General features: G+C 73.5%; 14 protein-coding genes. 3 read left to right on the top strand and 11 right to left on the bottom strand.

Going from position 1 to position 15,849, the window contains the following annotated elements; translation table 11 throughout:
• Positions 1 to 77: 77 nt before the first annotated feature.
• The 3 genes from J2S55_RS15985 to J2S55_RS15975 form a co-directional block, all read right to left on the bottom strand.
• On the bottom strand, positions 78 to 1,412 hold the full coding sequence (locus tag J2S55_RS15985) for a sensor histidine kinase (protein WP_306861316.1): 1,335 nt from the start codon (positions 1,410 to 1,412) through the stop codon (positions 78 to 80).
• 124 nt (positions 1,413 to 1,536) lie between these two features.
• A complete protein-coding gene (locus tag J2S55_RS15980; RefSeq protein WP_306861314.1) occupies positions 1,537 to 4,191 on the bottom strand; it encodes a helix-turn-helix transcriptional regulator in 2,655 nt (884 codons plus the stop codon).
• A gap of 26 nt (positions 4,192 to 4,217) precedes the next feature.
• Positions 4,218 to 5,630 (bottom strand): LCP family protein, encoded by a 1,413-nt coding sequence (locus tag J2S55_RS15975; RefSeq protein ID WP_306861312.1) that lies wholly within the window; start codon positions 5,628 to 5,630, stop codon positions 4,218 to 4,220.
• Between the two features lie 213 nt (positions 5,631 to 5,843).
• Between J2S55_RS15975 and J2S55_RS15970 the strand changes: the two genes are divergently transcribed.
• Positions 5,844 to 6,356 (top strand): GNAT family N-acetyltransferase, encoded by a 513-nt coding sequence (locus J2S55_RS15970; protein WP_306861310.1) that lies wholly within the window; start codon positions 5,844 to 5,846, stop codon positions 6,354 to 6,356.
• Between the two features lie 73 nt (positions 6,357 to 6,429).
• On the top strand, positions 6,430 to 7,104 hold the full coding sequence (locus J2S55_RS15965) for an NADPH-dependent FMN reductase (protein ID WP_306861308.1): 675 nt from the start codon (positions 6,430 to 6,432) through the stop codon (positions 7,102 to 7,104).
• A 60-nt stretch (positions 7,105 to 7,164) separates the two neighbouring features.
• On the opposite strand, the gene J2S55_RS15960 is transcribed toward J2S55_RS15965, so the two are convergent.
• Entirely contained in the window at positions 7,165 to 7,365 is a 201-nt protein-coding gene (locus J2S55_RS15960; RefSeq protein ID WP_306861306.1) for a hypothetical protein, read from the bottom strand.
• Between J2S55_RS15960 and J2S55_RS15955 the strand changes: the two genes are divergently transcribed.
• Entirely contained in the window at positions 7,354 to 7,938 is a 585-nt protein-coding gene (locus J2S55_RS15955) for an ABC transporter ATP-binding protein (RefSeq protein WP_306861304.1), read from the top strand. The genes J2S55_RS15960 and J2S55_RS15955 overlap by 12 nt on opposite strands.
• A 76-nt stretch (positions 7,939 to 8,014) precedes the next feature.
• Here the strand turns inward: J2S55_RS15955 and J2S55_RS15950 are convergent, their stop codons facing one another.
• From J2S55_RS15950 to J2S55_RS15920, 7 genes are read right to left on the bottom strand one after another with little or no spacing between them, the layout of a single operon-like run.
• Positions 8,015 to 8,587, bottom strand: coding sequence for a glycoside hydrolase family 16 protein (locus J2S55_RS15950; protein WP_306861303.1), 573 nt, complete (start codon positions 8,585 to 8,587; stop codon positions 8,015 to 8,017).
• Positions 8,588 to 8,641: 54 nt separating this feature from the next.
• On the bottom strand, positions 8,642 to 8,887 hold the full coding sequence (locus J2S55_RS15945; protein WP_306861301.1) for a hypothetical protein: 246 nt from the start codon (positions 8,885 to 8,887) through the stop codon (positions 8,642 to 8,644).
• Entirely contained in the window at positions 8,884 to 10,287 is a 1,404-nt protein-coding gene (locus J2S55_RS15940; protein ID WP_306861299.1) for a hypothetical protein, read from the bottom strand. The genes J2S55_RS15945 and J2S55_RS15940 overlap by 4 nt, the downstream gene beginning before the upstream one ends.
• 15 nt (positions 10,288 to 10,302) lie before the next feature.
• Positions 10,303 to 11,034: a hypothetical protein gene (locus tag J2S55_RS15935; RefSeq protein ID WP_306861297.1), complete on the bottom strand. Its 732-nt coding sequence runs from the start codon at positions 11,032 to 11,034 to the stop codon at positions 10,303 to 10,305.
• A 23-nt stretch (positions 11,035 to 11,057) separates the two neighbouring features.
• Complete coding sequence (locus J2S55_RS15930; protein ID WP_306861295.1) at positions 11,058 to 12,050, bottom strand: MinD/ParA family ATP-binding protein; 993 nt, start codon at positions 12,048 to 12,050, stop codon at positions 11,058 to 11,060.
• Positions 12,051 to 12,099: 49 nt separating this feature from the next.
• Positions 12,100 to 14,196: a hypothetical protein gene (locus J2S55_RS15925; RefSeq protein ID WP_306861293.1), complete on the bottom strand. Its 2,097-nt coding sequence runs from the start codon at positions 14,194 to 14,196 to the stop codon at positions 12,100 to 12,102.
• Complete coding sequence (locus J2S55_RS15920; RefSeq protein WP_306861291.1) at positions 14,193 to 15,824, bottom strand: hypothetical protein; 1,632 nt, start codon at positions 15,822 to 15,824, stop codon at positions 14,193 to 14,195. Before J2S55_RS15920 ends, J2S55_RS15925 begins: the two co-directional genes overlap by 4 nt.
• Positions 15,825 to 15,849 lie beyond the last annotated feature (25 nt).

The raw sequence follows: 15,849 nt of genomic DNA, 5'->3' as shown, positions 1-15,849 counted from the left end.
GATGCCAAGGACCTGGTGTGAGACGCCAAGACCCCGGGGCGAGATGTCATGGGCCCCGGGGTGAGACGCCGTAGACCCTAGATGGGGAGGTTGGTGGACAGCGGCAGCCGGAGGACCAGCCGGGCGCCGCGGCCGTTGGTGCTGTCGGCGGCGTACAGCTTGCCGCGGTGCGCGGAGGCGATGTCCCTGGCGATGGGCAGGCCCAGGCCCGTCCCTCCGGCGTCGCGGCCGCGTGCGGAGTCCAGGCGGGTGAACCTCTGGAAGACCCGTTCGCGCTGGTCCGTCGGGATGCCGAGGCCGTCGTCGGCGACCTCCAGCACGGCCTCCCCTCCTTCGCTGCCGACGTAGACCTCGACCTCGCCCGCCGCGTGCCGGTCGGCGTTGGCCAGCAGGTTGGTCAGCAGCCGGGAGAGCTGGAGCCTGCTGCCCTGGACCACCACGTCGGGCTTGAGGCGCATGAGCACCTCGTGCCGGGGCGGCCGCCGCTCCACCTCGGTGGTGACGAGCTGGGCGAGGTCGATCTGTTCGAGCGAGTCCTGCACGCCCGCGTCGAGGCGGGCGAGCATGAGCAGGTCGTTCACGATGGCCTGGAGCCGCTCCGCGTCGGCCAGCGCCGAGCGCATCGTCTCGCTGGGGTCCTCGGCCTCGGGATCGGCCAGTGCCAGTTCGAGCTTGGCGCGCAGCCCGGTCAGCGGGGTGCGCAGTTCGTGGGAGGCGTCGGAGGCGAAGCGGCGCTGGTTCTCCAGGGACCGTTCGAGCTGGTTGAGGGTCGCGTTGACGGTCTGGGTGAGTTCCGTCAGCTCGTCCGCCTTGTCCGGCACAGTCATCCGGCGGCTGAGATCGGAGGCCCCGGTTATCTCGGCCATCTCGGTGCGCATCCGCCTCACCGGCTCCAGGGTCCGGCCGACCAGCCGCCAGGTGCCCCAGCCGAGCAGCGCGAGCATCGCCAGGGAGAAGGCGGCCAGCGCGATCTCCAGGATGGGGCCGGCGAGTATCGGCGGCTCGGGCTCCGCCGCGTAGACCATGACGTCGCCGTAGGAGGACGCTCTGTGCTGGAGGCCTGCGGTGACGAAGCAGGTCCGGCCCTCTCCGGGCACCGTCGCGCAGGTCGTGTCGACCACCCGGGTGTCACCGCCGGTGGGCCACAGGTGGCTGATCGGGGGCTGTCCCTTCATCGCCGGGCTGGCGGCCAGGACCCGGCCGTCGTGGGAGACGACCTGGAGATATCCGACCTGGTTTATCGGTAATGTGCTGACCGGCGGCCCCTTGCCGACGGCCTCGTAGGTCTGCCGGGCCGCCACGGTGGCGGTGTCGACGGTCTCCTCCAGCACCCTGGCGCGCACACCCAGCGACGTCGCGAGCGCTCCGACCCCCAGAACCAGCGCGGATATCAGCAGCACGGTGATCGTCATCCGGCTCTGGATCGAACGCAGGCACGGCGGTATAGCCACATTTCCCCCTGAAAAATCCTTTCACATATTTATAGGTGAAAGGTATTCATTGGAAAGTAAAGGCTTTCTATTATGTTATGTCCAATTAATCGGAAAGAGTAAGGGAGCCGAGCTCGCCCCGGGAGGCGACGCCGAGCTTGGGATAGGCCTTGTAGAGGTGGTATCCCACCGTCCGCGGGCTGAGGAAGAGCTGGGCCGCGATATCCCGGTTGGACAGGCCCTGCGCCGCCAGCCGTACGATCTGCAGCTCCTGCGGGGTGAGCCGGGCCAGCGGTCCGGGCGCGGGCGCGGCGGGCGCGGCCGAACCGGTGGCGCCCAGCTCCGCACGCGCCCGGCCGGCCCACGGGGTGGCCTCCAGGCGCTCGAAGGTCTCCAGGGCGGCGCGCAGATGGGCGCGGGCGTCGGCCTTGCGCCGGGCACGACGGAGCCACTCGCCGTAGAGCAGCTCGGTCCTGGCCCGCTCGAAGGGCCGCCCGTCGAGCTTCAACGCCGCGGTGAAATGCTCCTCCGAGTCTTCGAGCAGGGCACGGCAGCGCAGCACCAGGGCCTCGGCCCACGGCTGCCGCGTGTGGTGGCCCCACTCCCGATAGCGGGCGAAGGCCCCGGCCGCGCGCTCCGGGGCGCCGAGCCGTACGGCCGCCTCCACCAGATCGGGCACGCACCGTGTCTCGGACACGTGGTGCCCGCCCGCCATGGGTTCGAGGCGGGAGAGCGCGGCCTCCACCCGGCCGTGACCGAGGTCGAGCATGCCCAGTGCCCAGGCCACCCAACGGCTGCCCGCCGTGCCGTCCTCGAGGGCCGCGTCCGCCAGGGCCCGGCAGCGCCCGTCGTCACCTTCGACCGCGGCGAGATAGGCCAGGAAGCTGTTCATCTGGCTGACCCACTGCCGCTGTCCGGTGTCGCGCGCGATGCGGAGGCTCTCGGTGGCGACGGTCAGCGCGTCACGGTGCCGGCCGTGGAAGAGCTCGGTCTCGGCGAGGAAGAACAGCAGCGTCGGCAGCACCCCGATGTCGCCCCGGGTCCGGGCCTCGGCGACCAGCGCCGCGGCGGTCTCGCGGACCTCCCCGTCCTGGCCGGACGCCAGCCCGAACCCGCAGGCCTGGACGAGGTCGCGCGGGCCGTCCAGGCCCGCCTGCCGGGACGCGGCGACCGTCTCGGTCAGCGACGGCGGGGCGTCCGGCCGGGACAGGACGGCGATGAGGAAGCCGACGACCGGCGCGAGCGGGTCGCCGGCGGGCAGCTCCAGGGCGTCGAGCCTGGCCCTGGTGCGGTCGAGCTCGGGCGCGCCGATGTACCAGGCGGTGTGCAGCGCCTGCGTGAGCATCCGCGCGGCCCGGGGGCCGTCCGCCGTCGCGGCCCCGTCGAGCAGCGCCTCGTGCGCGGTGTGCAGCGACCCGCGCAGGAAGTCGGCGGTCGCCCGGACATGGGTGAGCCGTGCCTGGAGCGCCGCTCCCTCGGCCGCCTCGGTGTCCTGCCCGGCCAGCGCGGCGAGCTGCTGGGCACCCCGCTCGGCCAGTGCCCCGGCCCGGTCCAGCTCGCCGGCCCAGGCCGCCGTCTCCGCGGCCAGCGTCAGCCGCCGGGCCCGGGTCCCGGGCTGCGCGCTGAGCCGGGCCGCCCGCTCGTAGGCGGTGGCCGCGGCGGCGTGGCCGTTGCGGCCGCTCGCGCGCGCGGCGGTCCGCTCCAGTTCGGCGGCCACGTCCTCGTCCGGGCCGGTCGCCGCCATGGCCAGGTGCCAGGCGCGCCGGTCGGCGTCGTCGGGGCCGTCCAGCGAGGCGGCCAGCGCCTTGTGGACGGCCAGGCGCAGGCTGGGCGGGATCCCCTGGTAGACGGCGGCCCGGACCAGGGGGTGCCGGAAGGTCATGGTCCCCTCGCTGACCCTGACCAGGTCCGCGCTCTCGGCCGGGTGGAGGTCCTCAAGGAAGTCCCCGAACACCGCCGCCGCCCGCAGCACGACGTTCAGGTCGCCGGTGTCCTCGGCTGCGGCCACCGCGAGCAGGCCCTGCGTCGCCTCGGGCAGCCGCTTGACCTGGCTGAGGAAGGCGTCCTGGACCCGGCTGGTGAGCGGCAGCGCCGTACCGTCGGTGGGCGCGGCGGCGGGCAGCTCGATCAGCGCGAGCGGGTTGCCCCGCGCCTCGGCCAGCACGCGGTAGCGCACGACCGGATCGACTCCGGCGCCCAGCAGGGCCGCGGCGGACGGGGCGTCGAGCCCCTTCAGCGGCAGTTCCGCCAGCCCCGGCGCGGTGAAGGGCTCCCGCGCGGCGAGGATCAGCGCGACCCCCTCGGCGTCGAGCCGCCGCGCGGCGAACAGCAGCGCCTCGGTCGAGGCCCGGTCGAGCCACTGCGCGTCGTCCACCATCACCAGCAGCGGGCCGTCCTCGGCCAGCTCCGACAGCAGGGACAGCACGCCCAGACCGACCAGCAGCCGGTCCCCGGCCTCCACGGCGGCCAGCCCGAAGGCGGCCCGCAGCGCCCGCTCCTGCTGCTCGGGCAGTGTCCCGATCCGGTCGGACACCGGCCGCAGCAGCAGGTGCAGTCCGGCGAACGGCAGCTCGGCCTCCGACTCCACCCCGGTGCCGCGGATCACCCGCAGGTCCCCGGCGGCGGTGGCCGCGTAGTCCAGCAGGGCGGTCTTGCCGATGCCCGGCTCGCCCCGGACGAGCAGGGCGCCGCTCCGGCCCGCCCGGGAGTCCGCCAGCAGCCGGTCGATGGCGGCCTGCTCGGCGGCCCTCCCGTACAACATGCCCCGACCCTACTCAAAAGGGACGATCAGGCGCTCGCGCAGGAGTCGTGGGTGGCGTCGAAGCCCTTGAGGCTGTCGGTGTCGTCCTGGCGGAGGGGCCTGAGGCCCTTCCAGTCGTCGCCGATGGTCAGGACGAGCCGTGCCGTGACGGCCCCGGGGACGGGCCTGGCGGTGGAGGCGAGCAGGTCGCGGGTGAGGGTCGGCGCCCCCGGCGCGCCGTTCGGGGAGTAGGCGATCGTGGTCTTCGGGTACGGCTTGCGCGGCGCATCCCCGATCTTGGCGATGTGGTAGCCCCGCTCCTCCAGGACGGCGGCCACCTGGGTGGCCAGGTGGGAGCGGCCGGTCCCGTTGCGCACCTCGACCTGGATCTTCGACCGGGCCACCTTGGACTGGCCGCCCTTGACCCCCGAACCGGCGACCGTCCTGTCCCGGGCGACGATCTGGAACAGCTTCCTGCTCTGCGGCTCGACCCATTCCACCCGGCCGGGATAGGTGACCGAGTATCGCCAGGGGGTGGTGATGAAGTGGATCTGCCCGGCGGCCAGGCCCTGGGCGCTGGTCGCCAGGTCCTTCATGACCAGGGGGGTGAGGCCGGGGTCGGTGGTGACCGACCTGGTGGCCGCGTCGAGGAAGCCGAAGAGCTTCGTCGGGTTGGTGAGCGTCTCACCGCTCATGACCTTCTTGACCATGGAAGCGATGAACATCTGCTGCCGCTGGATGCGCCCGATGTCGGAGCCGTCGCCCAGGCTGTAGCGGGCCCGGACGTAGCCCAGGGCCTGCTCGCCCTTGAGGGTCTGTCGGCCGGCGGCCAGCGTGAGCAGGGCCTTCTTGTCGTGGATCGGCTCGGGCACGCACACCTCGACGCCGCCGACCGCGTCGACCATGCCCTTGAACCCGGTGAAGTCGACTTTCACGAAGTGGTCGATGTGGATGCCGGTGAGCGACTCGACGGTCTTCCAGGTGCAGGCGATCCCGCCGGAGTTGAACGACTCGTTGATCATGCCCAGGTGCGCCCGCTGGCCGGGGAGTCCCTGCCTGGCCCGGCACTCGGGGAGCTGGACCATCGAATCCCGGGGGAAGCTGACGACCATCGCGTTGTCCCGCTTCGGCGAGATGTGCGCCAGCATGATGGTGTCGGTCCGCTCGCCGGGGAACCTGCCGTATTTGGCGTTCTTGCCGCCGCGCTGGTCCGAGCCGACCACCAGGACGTTCAGTGCCTTGGTGGCGACCTTGACCGGCCGCTTCCCCAGGTCGTCCGCCTGGACGTCGGTGTGCTTGACGTTCCCGGCCAGCTTGACGTAGACACCGCCGACCGTCGCCGCCACCGCGACCACGACGACGGTGACGGCGGCCACCAGCCACCACAGCCACCTGCGGCGCCGCCGGGGCGGCCGCTGCTCCGCGGGCCTTGGGGGCGCGTCGGTCAACCCGCTGCTCACGTGACTCCTGAGGGGATGGGCCTGGGTGGGCACCCGTGGCCGATGGGCCGGATTCCGGCCGTCGCCGAGTGTACTAATCACCCATAAAGGGCGGATAAGAACCCGCGACAGGCCCCTCCGAGCCGGACCTCCCGGGCCGGACGGCCCGGTGGCGGTCCCGCCCCGGGACGGCCGAGCCACGGTCCGTCCTGCGACGCCTGTTACGATCCGCCGATGATTATCCGCGATGGGAATCTTGACGACGTTCCGGCGGTTCTCGGGATGTTCGACAGTGCGGTGGCGTGGCTGACCGCGCAGGGCCGTACCGGCCAGTGGGGCAGTGAGCCGTTCTCCGCCAGCACGGCCCGCGTCGAGCGGGTCACCTCCTGGGCGTCCTCCGGCGGGATGCGCATCGCCGAGATCGACGGCGAGCCCGCCGGATGCGTGGTCCTGGGTCCCGCGATGGACTACGTCACCCCGGCCTCGGAGCCGGAGCTGTACGTCCAGGGGCTGGTCATCGACCAGCGCTTCCACGGCCGCGGCGTCGGCTCCGCCCTGCTGGAGCGGGCCCGCGCCGAGGCGGTGGAGCTGGGGGTGCCGCTGCTCAGGGTCGACTGCTACGCCGGTGACGACGGCCGGTTGGTGAAGTACTACGAGAGCCAGGGCTTCACCAGGACCGAGCCGTTCAAGGTGAACGAGTGGCCCGGCCAGCTCCTGGAGATGCGCCTGCCCACCGGTCCCGCTTGACCTCAACCGCACTGGAGGTTGCACGGTGGTCCCTCAGGGCATCGACCCGATCGACCTGTAGGAGGAGGCCGCCGTGCCGGACATCGCAGTCATCATCGCAAGCACCCGGGAGGGCGGTCTCGGGACGACGGTGGGGCGGTGGTTCCTGGAGCGGATCGGGCGGCGGGCCGACCTGAACGTGGACGTGATCGACCTGGGCCGCACCCCGCTCCCCCCGCTCCGGCCCATGAGCTCCGGCGGCGCCGAGGGTTCCGGCGGTGCGGGCCGTCCCGACGGTGCGGGCTCCGGAGGTGAAGGGCGTCCCGGCGGTGAGGGTCGTCCCGACGGTGCCGGGGCCTCCGGCGGCACCGGGAGCGAGACCCGTGAGCTCGCCGCCAGGATCGGCGCCGCCGACGGCTTCGTCGTGATCACCCCGGAGTACAACCACGGCTACCCCGCCGCGCTGAAGCTGGTCATCGACTCGGTCCGCCACGAGTGGGCGGCCAAGCCGGTCGGCTACGTCTCGTACGGCGGGCGCTCCGGGGGGCTGCACGCGGTGGAGCAGCTCCGCCTGGTCTTCGCCGAGCTGCACGTGGTCTCCCTGCGCGACACCGTCAGCCTCCAACTGGCGCACGGCCGGTCCGACGCGGCGGGGCGGCAGGCAGAGCTGGAGGGCGCCGAGGGTGCGGTCAAGGTCATGCTCGACCAGCTCACCTGGTGGGCGACCACCCTGCGGGAGGGCCGGGCGGCCCGGCCGTACATCCGCTGAGCGCCCTACGAGCGGACGTCACACGCACGAAACATCAGGAGAGGAGGATTGACCAGGTATTTATCGTGACTTGGGGGATCTGCGGTCGGCGCTCTCGATCCCCGTTACCGGGGCGAGCATCCCATCCGCACACTCGCCTACCTCTTCAAGGAAGACAGCCTCAAGCTTCTCGTCGGGGTCTTCGCCTTCCTGGTCAAGCACAGCCCCACCTGGCTGCTGCCGCTCGTCACCGCCAACGTCGTCGACATCGTGGTCGGCCACCGCCCCATCGGGGGTCTGCGGCCCACCTCCGGCCGGATCCTGCTCGACGGCCGTGACATGGAGACGCTGGACCTGCGCACCTACCGCAGGTTCCTGTCGGTCGTGCCGCAGGAGTCCATCCTGTTCGAGGGCAGCATCAGGGAGAACGTCACCTACGGCATGGCCGACGTCTCCGAGGACCGGGTACGGCAGGCGCTCCGGGACGCCAACGCGCTGGAGTTCATCGACCGGCTGCCCGACGGGCTCGACACGGTGGTGGGAGAGCGGGGCGCCCGCCTGTCCGGCGGGCAGAAGCAGCGCCTGGCCGTCGCCCGCGCCCTGATCCGCGACCCGCGCGTACTGATCCTGGACGAGGCGACCTCCGCCCTGGACAACCGGCCGGAGGCGCTCATCCAGGAGGCGCTGGCCCGCCTGGTCGCCGGGCGCACGGTCTTCGTCGTCGCCCACCGGCTGTCGACCATCCGCGGCGCCGACCGCATCGTGGTCATGCGCGACGGCGGGATCGAGGAGGTGGGCACCCACGAGGAGCTGCTGCGGCTGCGCGGCGTCTACGCCGGGCTGCTGAGCGCCTAGGAGCCCCCGGAGGGCGCGGGACCCGGTCCCGTGCCCTTCCCACGGGCCTCATCCCGTGCTCTTCCCGCGGGCCTCATCATCCCGTGCCGCCGGACTCCAGCGGGTGGAAGCGGAGCCAGTCGACCTCCATCCACGCCTCCCCCGGGCTGCCGTGACCGGGGAACCAGTCCAGCTGCAGGCAGACCGACATCGGGCTGCGGGTGGACATGGACGAGCGGAACCACTCCCGCCCGTCGAGATAGCCGACGACCCCGCTGGGACTGTTCTCCACCGCGTAGGTGTGCCAGTCGGTCATGTCCACCTCGGAGTAGGACTGCTCCTCGCCCTGGGGGGTCTGCAGGAAGAAGTTCGCCCGCCACCTGCCGGGACGGTCCATCACCCCCAGGAAGTCGATCTCCTCGCCCGTGGCGCTGTGCACGCCTCCGCCGCCGCCGTCCGGCCACAGCAGGGCGATGGGGTGGTAGGAGTCCGCCCCCTCGTACATCCGGACGCGGGTCTCCCAGCGTCCGTACGCCGCGCTGTGCCGGCGGCCCAGTCCGGCCGTGGTGCCGTCGGCGCGGCCGTACAGGTAGAGCGATCCGTTCCCGATGAAGAGCTGGTCGGGAGAGCGGCGGCCCTTGTTGTCGTGTCCGGGCGAGTCGTAGATCACCCATTCGGCCGGATCGAGGTAGTCGTCGAACTCCGCGCACCAGGCCGGCGCCCCTCAGCCATGGATCGCGGCGGCGCTGGAATCGCCGGCCGAGCCGGTGGGATCGACCGAGTCGGTCGAGTCGGTGAAACCGGTGGATTCGGTGGATTCGGTGGAGTCGGTGGGGCCGGTCGAGGGAGCGCACGGAGCCGCCTCGGCCGTGCCGGAGACCACCTCGCCCTGGGCGGAGCCGAGGGCGCTCACCGTCAGCATGGCCACCATGCTGAACACGGCCAGCCGCACGTGCGATCGAGTGATCATGACTGCTGCTCCCAGGATCTCGCGCAGAGCGCCGAGGGGCTGAAACTCCAGCAGCCGGCCCTGACGGGGGCCGGGGCCCACAGGGCGGAGACGCCTGGCACGGAGGCGAGGGGGAAGGGCGGCGGCGCGAAGGCCCACAGGGGCGCCGCCTGCCGCCTGGCGGTCAGCGGGTTACCGGGCAGTTCCCAGGTGCGGCCGCGCCAGGGCGCGAGGCTCCAGCACGAGGCGTCCTGGGGGCGGCAGAAGTCCGTGGCGGAGGTGCGCGCCAGCGGCGGCAGCGGGAGGACGGCCTGGAGCGGCAGGGGCGAGGTCGGCGCCACGAGAGGCCGGCGGTCCCCGGGTCCCCCGGTCGCCTCCTCGGCGGGGGCGTCCGGGACGAGGGAGGTCGTCGGGTTGGACGCCGGCTCGGCCGTCCGCGCCGGCGGGGCCGGCTCCGGAGCGGCGGTCTGCTGAGCCGTCGAGGTGGCGCGGGGCGCCGAGGTGGCCGTGGCGCCGGTCGTCGGGCTCGGCGTGGACCTGGCCTTCTCCTTCTCCTGCCCCTTCCTCTCCCCCTTCTCCTGCTCCTTCGGCGGGGCCGGACTGGAGGTGGGGCGTGCGGTGGCCGGCCGGGAGGTCGTGGGTCTCGCGCTGGCGGCCGGCTCCGGCGCGGGCTTGGCGGGCCTGTCCGGCGGGTCCGGTTCGCCGGTCCGGCCCGGCCCGGCCGTATGCGCGGAGGTGGGTCCGGCGGTGGCGCCCGGTCCGGGTGTGCCGCCGGGCTCGGCCGTGGTGGCCGGGGCCGGCGTGGGGGCGGGCTCGGCGGAGGACCCGCCGCCGGGCCTGTCGCTCCCGTCCGGGGCCGGCTCCGGCGCGCCGTTCTTGGCCGGGGCCGATGACGTGCCGGCTTCGGGGAGTTTCGCCAGATACATCTCCGGGTCGGTGCCCTTCGGACGCGCCGGGGCGCTCCTGTCCCCGCTCCGGGGACGCCTGTGTGCCGGTGGCTCCGAGGAGCGTGCGGCCTCGCGCTCCGGTGGCCTGCTGGAGGCGTGCGGCGCGGGATCCTCCCCGCCGCTGTCCGGTGTGGGAGCCTCCCCGCCCTCACCGCCGTCCGGGGCGGGGCCTCCGGCGTCCTCCGATGGAGGGCTCTCCGCACCGTCCGGCGTCCCTCCCTCGGGACCGGAGGGTTCGATCTCGGACGGGCTCTCCGCCTCCGCGGACGGCGGCTCCGGCTCCGGCTGCGGGGGCTGCCCGGCGACGGGAGGGTCGACCACCGGCGCCGTCGTCGGGGGCGCGGCGGCGGACCGGCCGTGGTCCGCCATGGCGGACCACGGCTGGGCGACGACCGCGCCGGCCGTCGCGGACACCCCTGCCAGGAGGAGGCCGGAGACCAAGGTGACGCGCCGAGACGAGTTACGTGGGGGCATGGGTGCCTCCTCGGTCTATGAGGTGGGCTCGGGGCCGGAGATGGGTTTCCAGCCCGCGGCGGTGAACTCGGGGGTGCCGGGCAGGGCGACCTCGGGCACCGCGGCGGAGACGGGATCGGGGATGTTGACCCAGTCGCCCCGGCCCCGCATGCCGGGATGCCACGCCATGAGCAGACTCATGGCGTACGGGCTGGAGTAGGTCGGGTCGGTGTCCTGGGCGCCCTTGGTCGCGGTCACCTGGACCAGGACGGACACCTGGATCTGGTCCTTGGCACGGGCCCGCCACTGGACCCCGATCGTCCTCGTCCGCATGGCGGCCCCGTCGGGGAGCTTGCCGGCCTTGGGGAGGCCGAGGGTCTCGCGCCATCCGGCGACGGCGGCCCGCGCGCCGGCCCGGGCCGCCTCCTGCTGCTCCGGCGGGGCGTACAGGACCGCCGCCTGCTCGGCCTGCTCGATGTCCAGTGTCCACGCCGCCTCCAGTGTGGCGGCCGCCGCCGAGACCGCCCCCAGCTCGGTGTGGGGGAACCCGACGGGATAGCCGGCGTCGCCCTCGTAGCCGGAGGGCGGGGCGAGCGCGACGGTGCCGGCGGCGGCCGGGTCCGCGGTCCGGGCCGTCGAGGTGACGGGCTCGGGCCGCAGGAAGTGCCACGCGCCGATCATCAGCAGGATCGCCCCCACGATGGAGACGACCACGACGATCATCCGCCGGGAGTTGTGGGGCGGGGGGCCCAGATCCCAGTCGAGCACGGGGTCCTCGGCGGCTGGCCTCACTACTTGCCCCGATCGGGACGCTGGCCGAACGCCTGGCCGGCGGCGGCGGCCAGGCGCAGGTAGGCACCCCGGGTGGTGGGCCGGAGGCGGGCCAGGTCGACCTCGGCGCCCTCCTTGAGGTGCGGGTCGTAGGGGACGCGGATGACGGTGCGGCAGCGGGAGCCGAAATGACGTTCCAGCAGCTCCACGTCCACGTCGGACTTGGGCTCCACGGCGTTCAGCACGACGATGGCGTTCTTGACCAGGTCCGCGTACCCGTGAGCGGTGAGCCAGTCCAGCGTCGCGGCGGCCGAGCTCGCCCCGTCCACCGCGACCAGGCTGACCAGCACGATCTGGTCGGCCAGCTCCAGCGTCGCCCCCATGGCCCCGTGGAGCAGCCCGGTCCCGCAGTCGGTGATGCAGATCGAGTAGTAGCGCTCGATGAGCCCGGCGACCGTGCGGTAGTCCTCGGCGTTGAACGCCTCGCTCACGGCGGGATCGGTGTCGGAGGCGAGAACCTCCAGCCGGGCGGTCGACTGGGAGGTGAAGGCGCGCGCGTCGGCGTAGCGGACGATGTGGGGGGCTTCGGCGAGCAGCGTGCGGATGGTCGCCGCCGTCTCGGACTTGACCTTGATCCCGAGGGTCCCCCGGTCGGGGTTGGCGTCGATCGCGATGACCCGGTCTCCCCGCAGGGAGGCCAGGGTGTTGCCCAGGGCGGCGGTCGTCGTGGTCTTGCCGACCCCGCCCTTGAGGCTCATGACCGCGATCCGGTGGTGCCCGCTCGCCACGGGGGTCTGGGCCTGGGCTATCAGCGTGCGGCGCTCCACCTCCGTGGCCGACTCCGCCGGGATGATCTTCCCGCCGGAGAGCTGCCAGATGAGCCGCCGCCACCCGCCGGTGGGCTCGGGGCGCCGGTTGATGAGCAGGTGTTCGGCGGTGAGGGGGACCGTCTCCTGGAACTGCTCCGCCGGAGCGGACGGCGAGCTCTGGATCCGGGGGGACGTCTCCGTCATGGCCAAGGTCCTTTCAGAGAACTTTCGCAGAGCAGGGGGGACGGGGCTGTCAGCAGGTGAGCCAGCGCACCGTCGTGGTGATCGAGTCGTCGGGTCCGTGGACGGTCAGGGGGGCGGTGACGGAGGAGGGGACGCCGCACCATTGGCGGATCCGATGGGCGCGCAGCGTGATCACACTGGTCCGTCCCTGCTCCAGGGTGCCGTTGGACGGGCTCACGGCCAGCCCGGGCGCCGTTATCCGCCAGTCGAGGGCGGCCCCGGAGATGGTGAGGACCAGGCTGCCCTGGCCGAACTCGTCCAGGGTCACCACAGGGGGGATCCGCAGCCGTGCGGCGAGCCCGCTCCGGGGGGCGGGGGCGGTGCCGGCCGTGGTGTCCTGGACGGCGGAGGACTGCAGGGAACCGGCGGGCCGCTCGGTCCCGATGGCGGGCCCGAGGAGGTTCATGCCCGTCAGGGTGCCCGCGGCCCCGGCGACCACGATGATGACGATCTTGATGGTGGTGCTCCGGACCCGTTCCCCCGCCCATGCGAGCGCCTCCACGAACCGGACGCCGGGGCCGAAGCGCACCCCCTCGGGCTCGCCGGTCGCTCTGGCGTAGGCCCGGACCGCCGGCGCCCGCCTGTCGCCGGACCTGCCGGCGGACGGCTGGCCGGTGATGGCGGGGATGGCGGGGTTGGTGGCGGTCATGTCGTTCTCGCGCACCCGCGTCTGCGAGAGCAGCGCGTCGTACAGGGGGGTGTCCTGTGAGGACGGGGCCGGGGGCGGGGACAGAGCGGAGCGCGGCCGGGCCGTCCCTGCCGGCAGCGTCGGCAGGGACGGAAAGGTGGGACGCTCCGGCAGCACGGGAAGGTACGGAAGCGTGGAGCGGTCCGAACGGTCCGCGCGCTCCACCCGGTCCACCCGGCTCGCGCGGCCCGCGCGGTCCCCCGGGTCCGTGCGGTCCGCCGGGGCCGTGCGATCCGTGCGGTTCATGCGATCCGCCCGGTCCCCCGGGTCCGTGCGGTCCGCCCGGTCCATCCGGTCCGTGCGGTCCCCCCGGTCCGTGCGGTCTGAACGGTCCGGATGGTCCGCGCGTTCTGGGCGATCCGTGCGATCCGTGCGGTCTGGACGGTCGGGGCGGTCCGCGCGGTCAGGGCGGTCGGGCCGGGGGGGACTGGCAGGACGGCGGGGTGTGGAACGGTCCGGGCGGACGGGGAGGTACGGGAGGGTGGAGCGGTCCGGTCTGGCCGTACGGCCCGGCCGTACGGCCCGGCCGGGCCGGGTCTCCTCCTGCGGCGGCGTGCGCGCTCCGGGGTCCGCCGCCTCGGCGGGCGTGGGAGCGCTCTTCGGTTCGGGCGGTTGCGTGGGGGGCGGGAGGGAGTCGAGGAGCCGCCGCCGCACCTCGGCGGTGAGGGGCGGGATCCGCGGGTGGGAGATCATCTGCGGGACCGTGTAGCGGATGTTGATCGGCCGCGTGCACGCGGAGCACTTGATCATGTGGGACAGCAGGTCCGTACGGGCCTCTTCGAACTCGGCGGTAGAGAGCGTCCGCCGCCCGTCGGACCCGTCGGACTCGTCGAACCCGTCAGGCCCGTCGAACCCGTCGGGGTCGGCGGGCTCACCGAGCCCGCCGGGGAACAGGGCCTCGATCAGCGGGGGGAGCTCCGGGCAGGTGCCGCGGCCGTGTTGGATGGCGTCCAGGCCGCTCACGAGGGTCTCGATCAGGTCCTGGGTGCGTGTCGCCAGCCTGCCGACCTCCTCCACGGGCATCGCCAGCATGTGGGACAGGTCGAGGGGGGCCAGCTCGTGGCGGTACATCAACCTGAGCGTCTCGGTGCCCAGCGGGTCGACGATCGTCCAGACGCGCTCGATCAGCCGGGCGTCCGGCATGCCCGGCCCGGCTTCCGGGACGTACTGCTCCCGGTAGCCGGGCGCGGCGCGGCAGTCACGCCGGAGCACGGCGAGCAACCACCCCCGGGCGGTGATGTCCCGGGGCGCCGGCTGGGCCTGGCAGGCGGCCAGCGCGGAGGTGACCGCCGCCAGCGCCCGGTCGGGGGCGAGATGGTAGGCGGCGTAGTCCATCAGGTGCGCGCCGTGCTCACCCACCCAGGTCGCCCCCTGGCCGGGACCGAGCACGGCGCGCCCAGCTCGGGGGCGAGTGCTCATGGGCCGGTGTATCCGAACGGGTCCGGGTGGACCTGACTGGTATCGGACTGGACGGCCGGGTCCGGCTGGATCTGGCCGGGGCCGTTGTCGGGCTGGACCTGGCGGGTGTCGGGCTGGACCCGTTGGGTGTCGGGCAGGACGGCCTGGTCCGGCTGGTCCGGCTGGACCTGACCGTTGTCCGGCTGGACCTGGCGGGTGTCGGGCTGGACCTGGTCGTTGTCCGGCTGGACCTGGCCGTTGTCGGGCCGGGCGGGCGGGGCGGTGGAGGGGTCGGTCACCACGAGCTCAAGGTTCCGCTCGGGTAGACCGGTGAACTTGGTCCAGTTGCTGACCTCACCGGGTGCCGGCTCCGCGTAGAGCCAGCGGATGAAGGCGGGCCACTGGCAGGAGTCGCGGGGGATGGCCGGGCCGCCGTCCTGGGACGCGCCCAGCCGCTGAAGCTCGGCGGCCGAGTAGTCCCGGCACGGAGGGGTGCCCGGCGGGGCGATGTTGAGGTCCCACACGCCGTTCTCGTCCGTGTAGCGCATGTTCTTGTCCAGCCCCAGGGCCTCCTGGGCCCGCCGGAGCAGCTCCGGGTCCCGGAAGATCGGCAGGGAGTCGCCGTCTCCGGAGACCTCACCGTTCGGAAGCGGCGTGGCGGGCTGCAGCACGCTTCCGTCGGGAGCCTGGGACGGGTTCTGGGCCGTGCGCTGGTCGGGCTGGGGGAGCTGCGTGTCCTGGGACGGCGCGGGGGTGGGAGTCCCCGGAGGGCGGGTGTCCGAGGGGCCGGGGGTCGCCGTGGGCGTGGCCTGCTCACCGGCGCTCGCCGACGGGGTGGGCGTCGCCGAGTCCGCCGGAGGTTTCGGTGTCTCGGCGGGGACCGTGGGCTTGGCGACGTCCGTGGGCTGGGCCGGCGTGCCGGTGTCCGAGGGCTGGGCGGGCTTGGGGGTCGGCTGCTCCTTCTCCCGCTCGACGTCGACCTTCTTCTCGGTCTTCTTCTCGGCCTGCTCGATCCGGCTGCCGCTCTCCGAGATGTCACCGGCGATCTTCTTCGTCGGCGCCGGCGCGGGGGGAGGCGTGGAGCGGCCCGACTTCGCCGGTGGCGGCTGCGCCGCCGTCGAGCGGCGGGTCTCCGGGGCGGGCTGCAGCGGCGCCGTCGAGCGGCGGGGCTCCGGAGCGGGCTGCGCCGCCGTCGAGCGGCGGGGCTCCGGGGCCGAGGACTCCCGCTTGGGCGGCGACGACGCCGTGCTCTTGGGGTTTCCGGGCCGCTGCAGGGCGGAGGCGGCACTCGCCAGGACGGCGAGCGAGACGCAGCCTCCCCCGCCGCCTCCGACCGCGTGCCCGTCGGTGGTGGTGGTCAGGCAGACCCGGGGAGACTCCTTGGGACCGTCGCCGGTGATGGTGCTGCCCTCGTCGGCGCCGGAGAGCGGGAGAGTCGGGTCCCCGTCGGCCGAGCCACGGGACTTCCACGCCTGCTCGCCGTCGTCGAGGTGGTAGGTGCCGGCCGCCAGGCGCATCACCCTCTCCTCGGCGGGATGCGAACGGGCGGCGATGACGGTTCCCAGCCCGGCACCGGCCCCGAACACGCCGATCGCAATACTTGCAGTGATCACCGTCGCGCGTGATGCCTTACGTGAGGGTGTCATCATGGATGTTCCTCTTCTTCCAGGGGGG

It is taken from the genome of Streptosporangium brasiliense, assembly GCF_030811595.1.
GTDB classification, from domain to species: Bacteria; Actinomycetota; Actinomycetes; order Streptosporangiales; family Streptosporangiaceae; genus Streptosporangium; species Streptosporangium brasiliense.
This window is presented reverse-complemented; position numbering and strand designations above follow the sequence as displayed.

Excerpts from the sequence above, each read along its gene's own strand:
- J2S55_RS15925 (WP_306861293.1), bottom strand. The coding sequence starts at position 14,196 with ATGAGCACTCGCCCCCGAGCTGGGCGCGCCGTGCTCGGTCCCGGCCAG.
- J2S55_RS15945 (WP_306861301.1), bottom strand. The coding sequence starts at position 8,887 with ATGATCACTCGATCGCACGTGCGGCTGGCCGTGTTCAGCATGGTGGCC.
- J2S55_RS15940 (WP_306861299.1), bottom strand. The coding sequence starts at position 10,287 with ATGCCCCCACGTAACTCGTCTCGGCGCGTCACCTTGGTCTCCGGCCTC.
- J2S55_RS15930 (WP_306861295.1), bottom strand. The coding sequence starts at position 12,050 with ATGACGGAGACGTCCCCCCGGATCCAGAGCTCGCCGTCCGCTCCGGCG.
- J2S55_RS15980 (WP_306861314.1), bottom strand. The coding sequence starts at position 4,191 with ATGTTGTACGGGAGGGCCGCCGAGCAGGCCGCCATCGACCGGCTGCTG.
- J2S55_RS15920 (WP_306861291.1), bottom strand. The coding sequence starts at position 15,824 with ATGATGACACCCTCACGTAAGGCATCACGCGCGACGGTGATCACTGCA.
- J2S55_RS15970 (WP_306861310.1), top strand. The coding sequence starts at position 5,844 with ATGATTATCCGCGATGGGAATCTTGACGACGTTCCGGCGGTTCTCGGG.
- J2S55_RS15985 (WP_306861316.1), bottom strand. The coding sequence starts at position 1,412 with ATGACGATCACCGTGCTGCTGATATCCGCGCTGGTTCTGGGGGTCGGA.